This window comes from Sulfitobacter sp. HI0040 (genome assembly GCF_001634885.1).
GTDB lineage: Bacteria > Pseudomonadota > Alphaproteobacteria > Rhodobacterales > Rhodobacteraceae > Sulfitobacter.
In genome coordinates this window covers 20,602-31,964 of sequence record NZ_LWEX01000318.1, presented here as the reverse complement: position 1 = coordinate 31,964, position 11,363 = coordinate 20,602, and the positions used below count along the sequence as shown (strand labels likewise).

Sequence of the window (11,363 nt, the reverse complement as noted above, 5' to 3'; positions counted from 1 at the left end):
GGCGGAGGTGGCATGATGGGTGGCGGCGGCATGATGGGCGGCGGGGACGATGCGGCCCCGCTCGACGTCATGTCCTTCGACGTGGGCGATGCCACCGCGCGTGGACCGGCGCGCCTGCCTGCCTCCCTCCCCGCGGAACTGCCCGACCTTGGCGCACCGGCGCGGACACGGGAGTTCATGCTCAACATGCATGCGGGATCCATGATGGGCAGCATGTTCAACAACCTGATCGGGCGCGACAGCCAGATCATGGGCATCAACGGAAAATCCTTCGACATGGGGCGCATCGACTTTGACGTACCCATGGGCGAGACCGAGCTGTGGCGCATAAACGCGGATATGATGGTCCATCCGTTCCACGTTCACGGCACCTCGTTTCAGGTTCTGATGATGGGCGGACGCGCCGTCGATCCGGCGCGGATCGGCCTCAAGGACGTGGTGCATATCGAAGGCCCGACCGAGATCCTCGTTCGTTTCGACAAGCGTGCCGACAAAGAGACGCCCTTCATGTATCACTGCCACATCCTCGAACATGAGGATGCGGGCATGATGGGGCAATTCACCGTCGGATAGGAAATGCGATGAAGACGTTCCACGGCGCAGAGTGAAAGGAGCCAAGCTTGAAACCGACGCTCAATTATCCGCCCGTCTGGCTGGTAGGCTTCATGGCCCTCGCCTGGCTGATCGCCCGGTTCCACGCCCCTTGGGGCGGGGAATTCGTGGTGTTCGGATATATGCTGATGGGCCTTGGCATGGCGATCATGGTCTGGGCGGCAACGGCCTTCCGAAAGGCCCGCACGACGATCGTTCCGCACCAGCCGCCTACCGCCCTCGTCCGCACAGGGCCCTACCGTTTTTCACGCAACCCCATCTATCTGGCGGATATGGTGGTTCTGGCCGGGTGGTGCCTTGTCCTGGGCTCGCCTTGGGCGCTCCTATTACTGGTGCCCTTCTATTTCGTTCTCCTCCGTCTCTTCATCCTGCCCGAAGAAGCGCGACTGACCGCGCATCTCGGCAAACCGTATCTCGGCTATCAGGACGAGGTGAGGCGCTGGATTTGAACGGGACTTGCTGAGAGGCCCCGGGGAAAGGCATGGTTCACAGCCTTCGATGTCGAACGCCCTACTCCCGCCGTTTCTGCAACAGCAGGCTCGCCAGCCCCAGCACGGCGGAGGCCACCATAAGCAACAGCGAAACCGCGTTCAGCACCGGGGTAGAGCCGAGCTTCAGCCGGTCGAACATGGTGATGGTCAGCGGCGCGTCGGACCCCACCAGCATCAGAGTGGTATTGAAGTTCTCGAATGACATCAGCACCGCGACAACGCCCGCCGCCGCCATCGCCGGGTAGAGAAAGGGCAGCGTTACCGCGCGGACGGCACCCCATGGCGTCGCCCCCAGATTCAAGGCCGCCTCTTCCAGGCTGGGGTCGAATTTCTGCAACCGGGCGGAAATGACCAGCGTGGCAAACGTGGTGATGAACGAAAACTGGCCCAGCACCACGAGGATCAGACCGGGCCGCAGCCCGTCGAACCAGAGGCCGGTCGCGTCCTCCAGCGTGTTGGCGACGGTGGATGAAAACACGAGGATCGAGATGCCGAGGATGATCCCGGGAATGATCAGCGGCAGCAGCATCAGGATATAGAGCAACCCCTTCCCGCGGAATTCATAGCGGACGAAGAGAAACGCGTTGGTGGTGCCGACGATGACCGAAAGGACCGACACCCAGAACGCCACGATGGCGCTCGTCACGATGGAGCGCAGGATCGGGCGTTCGTGGAACACGCCGATATAGGGGGCCTCCGTTCCGAAGAACCATGCCCAGGTGAACCCCTCCCACGGGAGCGACGGAAAGACGCTGTCGTTGAAGGCAAAGACGCAGACGGTGATCAGCGGCAGTGCGAGGTAGATGAAAAACAGGGTCACATAGGCCCGGTAGGTCCAGCGAAACGCGCCGCTTTGCGGGATGCCGACGATCATGTCTGCGCCATCGTCTTGCCCAGCGACTGCCCGGACAGCTTGAGCCCCAGAAACACGATCAGCGAGGACAGGCCCAGCAGCAGGAACCCGAAGGCGGAGCCCAGCTCCCAGTTGAAGCGGGTGATGAACTGGTCATAGATCAGCCCGGTGAACCACAGACTGTCCTTGCCGCCCAGCAGGATCGGGGTCAGGTAATTGCCGAGGCTCAGCATGAAGACCACGATACAGCCCGACACAATGCCCGGCATGGCGTGGGGAATGACGATTTCGCGCAGGATGGCAAAGCCGCTGGCCCCCAGATCATAGCCCGCTTCGATCAGGCTGTCGTCCAGACTGTCCAGCGTGGTGACGAGCGGCACCACCATGAACAGCATCGAGGTATAGACAAGCCCCGTCATGATCGCGGCATCGTTGTAGAGCATTTCGACCGGGCCGCCGACCAGCCCGAGATATTGCAGCAGGCCCGAGAAAATGCCCGTTTCCCGCAGCAGGATCATCCAGCCGAAGGTGCGGACCAGTTCGCTCACCCAGAAGGGGATGAGGCACATCAGGAACAGCGTCGTCTTCGTGCGCCCGCGGGTCAGCTTGGCGATGTAATAGGCGATGGGAAAACCGATCAGAAGCGTCAGCGCGGTGGCCGAGATGGACATATAGGCCGTGCGCGCGAAGGTGTTCCAGTAGAGCGGTTCATTGAAGAACACCGCGTAGTTGGCGAGGCTCGTCTCATACTCGCGCACGCCGACCCTTTCGCGCAGGCTCACGAGGAACATCCCCACATGCGGCAGGACGATGAGGGCCAGAAGCCAGACCGCCAGCGGGGCGATCAGCAGCCAGAAGCCCAGCCGGGTCCGGTCAGTTCCCATGCCGTCCCCCTGCCCCGGGATAGACCCGCGTCTGCTGCGGCTCCCATCCGAAATGGACCGTGTCGCCCTGCGCCAGATCGCGGAATTCCCCGGTCTGCGGCAGGGCCACGTTCATGTCCGCGCCGGTGGTCTGGTCGCGCAGGATCAACTGGCTGTTGGCCCCGTTGAACAGGATGTTCCGGACCTGTCCCTGACCGGAATTACCCATGGCCGAAAGATCCGCATGCCGGCGCGACAGCCGCACCGCTTCGGGGCGCACGAAGACATCCACGGTGGTTCCGGTGGCCAACCCCTGCCCCGCGCCGATCCCACGCAGGGTACGGCCTTCGGGGGTGACCATGCCGAGGATCCCGCCGTCTATACTGTCGATCCGGGCGGAAAACCGGTTCGCCTCCCCCACGAAACCGGCGACAAAGGCGGTTTCGGGTTCGTAATAAAGCTCTTTCGCGATGCCGACCTGTTCAAAGACCCCGTGGTTCATCACCGCGATCTGGTCGCTCATCACCAGTGCTTCGGACTGGTCGTGGGTGATGTAAACGAAGGTCGTGTTGAATTCGGACTGCAGCTGCTTCAGCTCCACCTTCATATGTTCGCGCAGCTTCAGGTCCAGCGCGCCCAGCGGTTCGTCAAGCAGCAGGACATCCGGCTCCAGCACCATGCACCGCGCGATGGCGACGCGCTGTTTCTGCCCGCCCGAAAGCGAATTGACGGGCCGGTCCGCGACCCCGGCCAGCCCGACACGTTCTAGCACCCGCTCCACCTGCCGCTTGGTATCGGCTCGGTTCACGCCGCGCTGGCGCAGACCGAAGCCGACGTTGGCCCCGATGTTCATCATCGGGAAGAGCGCCAGATGCTGGAACACCATCGACACCGGGCGCTTGTTGGGCGGCACCTCCAGCACCGACCGGCCCTTGATCAACAGATCACCGCCCGTGGGCTTCTGGAACCCCGCGATCATCCGCAACAGGGTCGTCTTGCCGCAGCCCGACGGGCCGAGGATGGAAAAGAACGTGCCCTGCGGCACGCTGAAGCTGACGTCTTTCACCGCCTTGAATTCGTCAAAACTCTTGGAGATCGCACGGCACTCCAGATCGGGGACTTGGGACATCTGACACCGTCTTTCGCATGGATGCAGGAAGCGCGGAGACCGCGCTTCCCGGTGTTCGTGGTGGGTGGAAAGCCTAGTTGGCGGCGTTGATCCGGTCCAGCGTCGCGCCTTCCAGCGCCTCGATGCCCGCGGGCACCACCGGGTACCACTTCACATTGTCGATGGCTTCCTGCGGAAAGCTCTTCTGGTACTTCGCCTTCAGCGCATCGTCCACGTTCGCGTCACCCCCCTTGGAGGCGGTGAAATTGCCCGCCGCCCCGGTGATCATCGCGGCGATTTCAGGCTGCATGACGAAATTGATCCACGCATAGGCCGCTTCATCCGCGCGCCCGCGTGCCGGGATGGCGAAGGTGTCGATCCACCCCAGCGCACCCGATGTCGGCGCGACGAAGGTGATGTCGGGATTGTCGTCGTTCAGCTGCCAGCCGCCGGTATCCCAGGCCATGGCCGCCGTCACCTCGCCCGAGCGCAGCAGGTTCTTCAGCTCATCGCCGCCGCCCCAATAGGCTTTGACGTTGGGCTTGCACTCGATCAGCTTGGCTTCGACCTTGTCCAGAATGTCCTGATACGCCTCTTCGTCGTCATAGGCGGCGAAAGGGTCCATCCCCATGGCAAAGGCAAAGCCGGTCAGCGTCGCGCGCTTCAGCCGGTAGGAGACCTTTCCCGCCACCGCATCGCTGCACAGGTCCGTATAGTCCTTCACGTCGCCCGCCATGGCGGTGTTCAGCACCAGACCGGAGGTGCCCCAGACATGCGGCACGCCGTAGACCTCGCCGTCCACCGTTGTATTGGCCTTGGTGGCTTCCAGCATGGAGGGGATGAACTGGCTTGCGTCGATCTTGGACAGATCGAGCGGCTTGTAGATGCCGAATTCGATCTGCGGCCCGGCGATCCGGTCCTGGCTGGGCTGGGCAAGGTCAAAGCCGCCGCCGTTGGTCGCACGCAGCTTGGCAATCATTTCCTCGTTGTTGGATTTGGTGACTTCGACGGTATGTCCGGTTTCGGCCTCGAACATCTCGATCACATTCTCGGGCGCGTAACCGCCCCAGGTCAAAAGGCGCAGCGTCTCGGCCTGGGCCCCGAAAGAAGAAAGCGCCAGCGCGGATGCGGAAAGAAAGATTGTCGTTTTCATGTCGTACTCCTTGTTGATCGGCCAGGTGGACGTGCACCGCCAGCCGCCCATCCCCCCGCCAGAACGGCAGGCCGATGGCCCGGCATCGGAACGCGTTCCCGCCAAGGTGGCCTTTGGCTATCCCCGCCGTGTGACACATGCATGACACTTTCCGGCAGACAGGCCCCTGCGCGGAATTAGTACAGCTATTGCGGTATGACACAACGATCATGTTCCCGCCGCGGATGATCCACGCAGCAGGAGGTACATTTCGTCGGAAGTACAGGGGCAGATCACGCGCCGCCCTGCGCGGGCGCATGGAACGCGCGCCCGCCACAAAACCCCGAACCCTCAGCGATCAGAGGGCGACAGCCGGATCAGGCCGCGTCCTTGGCCAGACGCAGGCCCATCATCTGCCAGCGCTGATGCGGGTAGAAGAACGTCCGGTATGTCGCGCGCAACTGCTCTTTCGGCGTGGCACAGGACCCGCCCCGCAGAACACGCTGGTTGACCATGAATTTCCCGTTGTATTCGCCCAGGGCCCCCTCCGGCGGGCGGAACCCGGGATAGGGCGCGAAGTCGGACGCCGTCCATTCCCAGACATCGCCCCAGATGCCTGGGCCGGGCAGCGGACGCAGCGCGCCGATCGAACCGGCTTCGCCCATTAGGTTGCCCTGGATAGGCGTATCGCGGAATGCGACCTCATGTTCCGCTTCGGTCGGCAACCGGGCCCCGGCCCAGCGGGCAAAGGCCTCCGCCTCGTAGTAGCTCACATGAACGACGGGGGCGTCCAAAGCAACGGGCTGCGGCCCGCGCAGCGTGTACGTCCACCATTCGCCGTCCTGCGACCACCAGTAGAGGGGATGTTCCCAGCCTTCCTTGCTGGCCACCGCGTGCCCTTCCATCAGCCACAGGCGCGTATCGCCGTAGCCGCCGTCCTCCATGAAGGCGATCCAGTCGCGGTTGGTGACGGGCCGCTCGGCGATCTCGAAGGGCTCCAGCCAGGACTTGTGGCGCGGGCCTTCGCAATCATAGGCGAAACCCTCCCCGTCATGGCCGATTTCGACCAGCCCGCCGGGGTGGCGTTTGAACGTCAGCGGTACCTCGGATGTCACGGCGAGCGGTTCCGGGTCCTTGTAGGCGGGCAGCAGCGGATTGAAGCTGAGACCGTGCAGAAGGTCCGTGATAAGAAGCTCCTGATGCTGCATCTCATGGTGGCAGCCAAGCTCGACCAAAGCGGCGATGTCCTCGGCATCGTCGCGGTCTGCATCCATCAGCCGGTCGAGGCTGTCTTCCACATGGGCGCGATAGCCGCGCACGGCCTCGCCATCCGGGCGGGAGACGAGCCCCCGGCGATCGCGCGCATGACGCGGCCCCGCCTGCGTGTAGTAGGAATTGAAAAGAAAGGCGAAACGATCATCGGGCGAGGTATAGTCAGCCACCCGCGGCTTCAGGATGAACTCTTCGAAGAACCATGTGGTATGGGCAAGATGCCATTTCGCGGGAGAGGCATCTTCCATGCTTTGCAACATGGTGTCTTCGGGGCTCAGCGGTGCGGCCAGTGCCTGCGTCCGGGCGCGCGTGGTGGTGAAAAGGCTCATCGCTTCGCTGGGCGCCAGCGGCAAAAGTTTGGGGTTGTTCATCGGAAACTATCCTCTCGGGCACACAAGACACAGGGTACCAAGCATAATTAAGCCTGAGCCGCTATTTTCAAGCGCCGCCGGGTGCTCTTGCAAAGTTGTGATCCGTTGCCGGAACCGGAAGAGCCTAAAGGCGGTGCCAATCCGTGGGCGCGCCTTCTGGCTGGCACGGCGAATGCAGCGGTGGTAGCGTTTGCCGGGTCGTGACCCCGGAAAGGCAAAACATGACCGACACGTTTCTTGCCGCCGAGCCCCTGATCCGCCTCTCCGCCTTCCTGAGCGTCCTTGTTGCCATGGTCCTGTGGGAGGTCGCCGCACCCCGGCGGCGGCAGGAGATTCCCCGCGTGATCCGCTGGTCGAACAACCTGGCCTTCGTGGTGATTGACACGGTGATCCTGCGCCTCAGCCTGCCGATCCTTGCTGTCGGCCTTGCGGTCATCGCCGAAGATCGGGGATGGGGTCTGTTCAACGCGCTGGATGTGCCCGTCTGGTTTGCAGCACTGGCGTCGATACTGTTGCTCGACCTTGCGATCTATCTTCAGCATGTGATGTTCCATGCCGTTCCCGGCCTCTGGCGGCTGCACCGGATGCACCACGCGGACCTCGACTTCGACGCGACGACGGGTCTGCGTTTCCACCCGGTGGAAATCCTGCTGTCGATGGTGATCAAGCTGGCGGTCGTCGCGGCGCTCGGCCCGCCCGCCTTCGCCGTGTTGCTGTTCGAGGTCATTCTGAACGCGACCTCCCTTTTCAATCACGCCAACATCGACCTGCCCAGGCCCATCGACCGCTTGCTCAGATGGATCGTCGTCACCCCCGACATGCACCGCGTGCACCATTCAATCGACCCGCGCGAAACCAATTCGAACTACGGGTTCAACCTGCCATGGTGGGACAGGCTGCTGGGCACCTATATCGATCAGCCGGCCAAGGGGCACCGCGAGATGGAGATCGGGATCGAGCAGTTTCGCACCACGCGGGATTTGTGGGCCGACCGGATGCTCATTCAACCGTTCCGGGGTCCGGCCTCCGGCCATGCGCTCGATCCGCGCATCACCACGAAAGACGGCGCGGACTGAGCTGCCGGAAAGAGGGGAGCAAGGAGGAGCGGTTCAGCGCGGCCCCTCTTGCGCCTGCCGGCGCGGTTCGGCGTGCCGCACGGCATTCAGCTTTTCGATCCAGTGGTCGGGCAGATCATGCTGAACGGCACCCTCCCGTATCAGGGTGATGTAGCGCAACGAGGGGTTCCCATCCTCCGGCAAGCCGTCAGCGATCAGGCTGAAGGCCCGCAGGCTGTTGCCGTCGCGATCCTCCACGTCAAGCCAGACGGCATAATAGCGCCAGCCCGGCACTCCTTCGGTCGAATGCAGCCAGACCATGTCGCGCCGGGTCATGCGGTAGAGCACGCCCCAGACCTCCGCTTCGGGGTCGGGGGCGATATTCGCGGGCGCGGACAGCCCGCGCGGGCGGCCATGCAGGTTGAAGCGCAGCCGGTAGCCCGGCGCCCGCCCGACCCGCCATTCGAGCGGCTTCATCTTTCGCCGCCCCAGAAAGACGCTGTCATTCATGTTGGCGCCGAAGGCGAAATACCAGACCTCCTCTTCCGGGTGCCCCTCCAGCTTCAGGCCCCACATCCGGTACCAGAGCCGGGCAAGCGGCCAGACCCGCAGTATGATCGGCATCCACAGACGTTTGAGAAATCGGCGAAACGCGATCATGAAACCTCTCCTGCGGCGAGGCGCGAAATGCGCCGCAGCAGGACGAATTGAAGGATCGCCGCAAGGATCGCCGCGACAAAGACCGCATGAATGGATATCGCCGCCACCAGCCCCCCGCCGAGCAGTGGCAGCAGCGCGGCGGGCGAAGCGAGCGCGTTGAAATAGGCGGAATAGGCCGGGCGCCGGTCGTCCGGCGAAATCTCCATCAGGTAGCCGAGATACCCGATGGTCACCCCGTTCATCATCGCGCCGATCACCACGAAAAGCAGCATGTAGCCGACGATCCCCGCCCCTGCGCCGAGCAAAAGCAGCACGAAGATCGGGGGCAGCATCCGGATCGCGGCCACGATCTGCAGCATCCGCAACTTGCCCGCCCCGTCCCCCAGTTTGCCCCATAGCGGGTTAGACGCGAGCGCGCCCGCCGTCTGGGCACCCAGCAGCAGGCCGACATCCGCCGCCGTCAGACCGCTCTGATCCGCCGCAACGACATAGAAGGGCAGCGCCATCAGCGTCGCACCGCCCAGCCATTGGGAATAGAGAAACAGGCGGAACCGCCCGTCGTTCGTCAGAACCTGCCAGCCCCCCCGCAGGAACGAACGCGCATCCTGCGGTGCTTTGCTCTTGTCCCTGTTCGCGGGCATGGGCGGCTCACCGGCTGACACGAAAAGCGACGAGGACAGCAGCATCAGAAGGGCCGCCAGCCCGAAGATCAGCGCATAGGCCTTGAGGTTGGGCAGAATATCCAACGTCAGACTGACAAATGCCGCCACCCCCAGCGCGAAAAGCCCCCCGCCAAAGAACCGCCACGCCAGCATCCTGCTGCGGGAGGCCGAAGGGATCGAGCGGCCGACGATATCGTTATAGGGCACCGCCACCACGCCACTGACAAAGGCGTAGACCGTCCAGAGACCGAGGAAGGCCAGACCCAGCATCGCCGGGGCCATGCCCCCGCCGAACCAGAGCAACAGACCGATCAGCGCCGCCAGCAGCGCCCGCCCATAGGCCCCGAAGACATAGAACGGCATCCGCTTTTCGGCCCGTTCGGCCAGAAAGCCAACGACCAGCTGCGGCAGCAGCCAGCCCAACCGCAGCACTGCGCTGGCAAAGCCCACGGCAAAGGCGCTTCCGGTCAGCTGGAACACGAGGCTCGCCACGATGGTGGCGGAATCGATCGCCGCCGAACCCGCCTGAAACGCGGCCCCGGCCCCGGCAATGCGCCAGAACCGGCTGCGTTCGTCGGGCGGTGCCGTCGCTTCAGACACGGACATCGGTCACCTCCGCTTCCAGACGCGCGCGCCGGATATCGAGACCCGATTGCCACAGCACGATCAGCCCGCCGCCGACCACGATGATGATCGACATCATCCAGTTGAAAAGGATCATCAGCAGCGCCTGCTCCTCGGGTACGCCGAGCAGATTGAACGCCAGCGCCGAACCGATCACGAACCCCCCGGGCACCCGGACAAACCGCGTCAGGACCAGTGAAAACCCGGCAAAGACCATCAGGAAAAGATAATCGAAAGGCGTCAGCACCACCCCGACGGCAAGCCCCGCCCAAAGGTAATGCGTGGCAGAGACGAGCTTCGCCGCGAAGGCGCCGATCAGCACGTTCAGCCTGTGCTGCCGCGCGCGCGGCCAGACGACGCCATCGCACAGGGATCCGCGCAACTGTGCCCCGTTCGCCCGGAACCACTTTGCCATCCAGTCGAACAGGCGGCAAACCAGCGGGCCATCCTCTGCAAGCAGCGTGCGAAACCGGAACATCGCCCAGAGAAGCACGCCGAAGAGCGCGAAGTTCAGCGCCCCCGCGACCACAAGGCCAAGTTCAAGGTTGCCGTCGATCTGCGGCACCTGCCCGGCCATGGCCACAAGCCCGGCAAAGAGCGCAAAGACCACGCCGTCGATGAACCGCGCGATGATCGTGGTGGTCAACACCGTGCCCATCTTCAGCCCTTCCATCCGGGCGATGAGCCATGACCGGACCAGCGGGCTGATCCCCAGCGGGACGAGCACATTCGCGCCGTACCCCGCCAGAAGCGCACCTGTCAGCCGCATGGTGCGCACGGGTTTCACATCATGCAGGATCTGCCGCCACTTCCAGCCGTTCAGAACCTGTTCGAGCAGGATCGTCAGCGCCAGTATGGTGACCCACCCGATATGGGCCTCTCCCAGCCCCTCTACGAAACGGCCAAAATCGAGATCGCGATAGAGCCAGAAGATCAGCGCCAGCGCCACGCCCCCGCCAAGAAGCGGCGGGAGCCAGCGTTGTATGAACCCGCCGCGTCGAGGCTGCGCCGTATTCATCAGCGCGAGCCGCCGGGCCATGAGGCGAAGGGCATGTTGACCACGATGCCCGGTCGTTCCACGACGATCTCACCGGCTGCGAGCGCCGCGTCCACCTCTTCGGTGGAACGTAGCAGGCGCGCCTCGGCCCCGTCGGACCAGGAGACCCGCAAAACCCTGCGCAGCGGGCTATAGCCCTCATCGCCGGGAATGCTGCCGAAGATGTCGCCCTGATACCCGAGCGGTCCGAGCGGCGTATCCTCCGGCGCGACACCGTTGGCGAAAATATAGACATCGGCCAGCGCGCTGTCGGGCACTTCGGCCAGAGCGGGGACATAGATCGTCGGCGAACCGATCTTGCTCGTGAGATGCTTGGCGATCTCCAGATCGGAGATCTCGGTGTGGGTGAACAACACCTCTTCGCCCTCATAGTACCCGACAACCGAGCGAATGCCCGTCGTCTCGGCCGGCTGGGTCAGGTTTCGGCCCTCAGGGGCAGGCACGGGAACATAGCCCGGACCATTGGCTTCGCTTGCGGCGGTGGCCGGGGTGGTATTGCTGTCGGCCCCGAGTGTTGCCGGAAGAACCGTAGCAAGGCCGATCGCCGTGGCCAGGGCGATCGGCAATGTCAGGCCCGCTGTCTTCGGTCGTTCACTCATGTTC

General features: G+C 63.7%; 13 protein-coding genes. 4 read left to right on the top strand and 9 right to left on the bottom strand.

Going from position 1 to position 11,363, the window contains the following annotated elements; genetic code table 11:
- Window positions 1–573: multicopper oxidase domain-containing protein (locus A3728_RS14515; RefSeq protein ID WP_150120821.1), on the top strand; the 573-nt coding region annotated here is incomplete at its 5' end.
- Between the two features lie 47 nt (window positions 574–620).
- Window positions 621–1,061, top strand: coding sequence for a methyltransferase family protein (locus A3728_RS14510; protein WP_082850937.1), 441 nt, complete (start codon window positions 621–623; stop codon window positions 1,059–1,061).
- Between the two features lie 61 nt (window positions 1,062–1,122).
- Here A3728_RS14510 and A3728_RS14505 read toward each other — a convergent pair whose 3' ends face one another.
- The 4 genes from A3728_RS14505 to A3728_RS14490 form a co-directional block, all read right to left on the bottom strand.
- Entirely contained in the window at window positions 1,123–1,977 is an 855-nt protein-coding gene (locus A3728_RS14505; RefSeq protein WP_067925089.1) for an ABC transporter permease, read from the bottom strand.
- The gene (locus tag A3728_RS14500) at window positions 1,974–2,840 is read right to left on the bottom strand and encodes an ABC transporter permease (RefSeq protein ID WP_067925088.1); all 867 of its coding nucleotides are present in this window, start codon (window positions 2,838–2,840) and stop codon (window positions 1,974–1,976) included. The genes A3728_RS14505 and A3728_RS14500 overlap by 4 nt, the downstream gene beginning before the upstream one ends.
- Entirely contained in the window at window positions 2,830–3,948 is a 1,119-nt protein-coding gene (locus A3728_RS14495) for an ABC transporter ATP-binding protein (RefSeq protein WP_067925086.1), read from the bottom strand. The genes A3728_RS14500 and A3728_RS14495 overlap by 11 nt, the downstream gene beginning before the upstream one ends.
- Before the next feature lie 73 nt (window positions 3,949–4,021).
- Window positions 4,022–5,080, bottom strand: coding sequence for an extracellular solute-binding protein (locus A3728_RS14490; protein ID WP_067925084.1), 1,059 nt, complete (start codon window positions 5,078–5,080; stop codon window positions 4,022–4,024).
- Here A3728_RS14490 and A3728_RS23170 point away from each other — a divergent pair.
- A complete protein-coding gene (locus A3728_RS23170; RefSeq protein ID WP_161487200.1) occupies window positions 5,079–5,225 on the top strand; it encodes a hypothetical protein in 147 nt (48 codons plus the stop codon). The two genes, A3728_RS14490 and A3728_RS23170, sit on opposite strands and share 2 nt — an antisense overlap.
- Window positions 5,226–5,436: 211 nt before the next feature.
- Here A3728_RS23170 and egtB read toward each other — a convergent pair whose 3' ends face one another.
- Entirely contained in the window at window positions 5,437–6,702 is a 1,266-nt protein-coding gene (egtB, locus tag A3728_RS14485) for an ergothioneine biosynthesis protein EgtB (protein WP_067925081.1), read from the bottom strand.
- Between the two features lie 221 nt (window positions 6,703–6,923).
- Here egtB and A3728_RS14480 point away from each other — a divergent pair, with 221 nt between their 5' ends.
- A complete protein-coding gene (locus tag A3728_RS14480) occupies window positions 6,924–7,778 on the top strand; it encodes a sterol desaturase family protein (protein ID WP_067925078.1) in 855 nt (284 codons plus the stop codon).
- Window positions 7,779–7,811: 33 nt separating this feature from the next.
- Here A3728_RS14480 and A3728_RS14475 read toward each other — a convergent pair whose 3' ends face one another.
- From A3728_RS14475 to A3728_RS14460, 4 genes are read right to left on the bottom strand one after another with little or no spacing between them, the layout of a single operon-like run.
- On the bottom strand, window positions 7,812–8,417 hold the full coding sequence (locus A3728_RS14475; RefSeq protein ID WP_067925071.1) for a gamma-glutamylcyclotransferase family protein: 606 nt from the start codon (window positions 8,415–8,417) through the stop codon (window positions 7,812–7,814).
- The gene (locus tag A3728_RS14470) at window positions 8,414–9,685 is read right to left on the bottom strand and encodes an MFS transporter (RefSeq protein WP_067925068.1); all 1,272 of its coding nucleotides are present in this window, start codon (window positions 9,683–9,685) and stop codon (window positions 8,414–8,416) included. Before A3728_RS14470 ends, A3728_RS14475 begins: the two co-directional genes overlap by 4 nt.
- On the bottom strand, window positions 9,672–10,721 hold the full coding sequence (locus tag A3728_RS14465; protein ID WP_161487197.1) for a lysylphosphatidylglycerol synthase transmembrane domain-containing protein: 1,050 nt from the start codon (window positions 10,719–10,721) through the stop codon (window positions 9,672–9,674). Before A3728_RS14465 ends, A3728_RS14470 begins: the two co-directional genes overlap by 14 nt.
- Window positions 10,721–11,359, bottom strand: a complete 639-nt coding sequence (locus A3728_RS14460) for a DUF7482 domain-containing protein (protein WP_067925065.1) — start codon at window positions 11,357–11,359, stop codon at window positions 10,721–10,723. The genes A3728_RS14465 and A3728_RS14460 overlap by 1 nt, the downstream gene beginning before the upstream one ends.
- Window positions 11,360–11,363: the final 4 nt, after the last annotated feature.

Bases quoted from the DNA above. Each gene is read 5' to 3' on its own strand.
- egtB (WP_067925081.1), bottom strand. From the start codon at position 6,702: ATGAACAACCCCAAACTTTTGCCGCTGGCGCCCAGCGAAGCGATGAGC.
- A3728_RS14475 (WP_067925071.1), bottom strand. From the start codon at position 8,417: ATGATCGCGTTTCGCCGATTTCTCAAACGTCTGTGGATGCCGATCATA.
- A3728_RS14460 (WP_067925065.1), bottom strand. From the start codon at position 11,359: ATGAGTGAACGACCGAAGACAGCGGGCCTGACATTGCCGATCGCCCTG.
- A3728_RS14480 (WP_067925078.1), top strand. From the start codon at position 6,924: ATGACCGACACGTTTCTTGCCGCCGAGCCCCTGATCCGCCTCTCCGCC.
- A3728_RS14505 (WP_067925089.1), bottom strand. From the start codon at position 1,977: ATGATCGTCGGCATCCCGCAAAGCGGCGCGTTTCGCTGGACCTACCGG.
- A3728_RS14465 (WP_161487197.1), bottom strand. From the start codon at position 10,721: ATGAATACGGCGCAGCCTCGACGCGGCGGGTTCATACAACGCTGGCTC.
- A3728_RS23170 (WP_161487200.1), top strand. From the start codon at position 5,079: ATGTCGTACTCCTTGTTGATCGGCCAGGTGGACGTGCACCGCCAGCCG.
- A3728_RS14500 (WP_067925088.1), bottom strand. From the start codon at position 2,840: ATGGGAACTGACCGGACCCGGCTGGGCTTCTGGCTGCTGATCGCCCCG.
- A3728_RS14470 (WP_067925068.1), bottom strand. From the start codon at position 9,685: ATGTCCGTGTCTGAAGCGACGGCACCGCCCGACGAACGCAGCCGGTTC.
- A3728_RS14495 (WP_067925086.1), bottom strand. From the start codon at position 3,948: ATGTCCCAAGTCCCCGATCTGGAGTGCCGTGCGATCTCCAAGAGTTTT.
- A3728_RS14490 (WP_067925084.1), bottom strand. From the start codon at position 5,080: ATGAAAACGACAATCTTTCTTTCCGCATCCGCGCTGGCGCTTTCTTCT.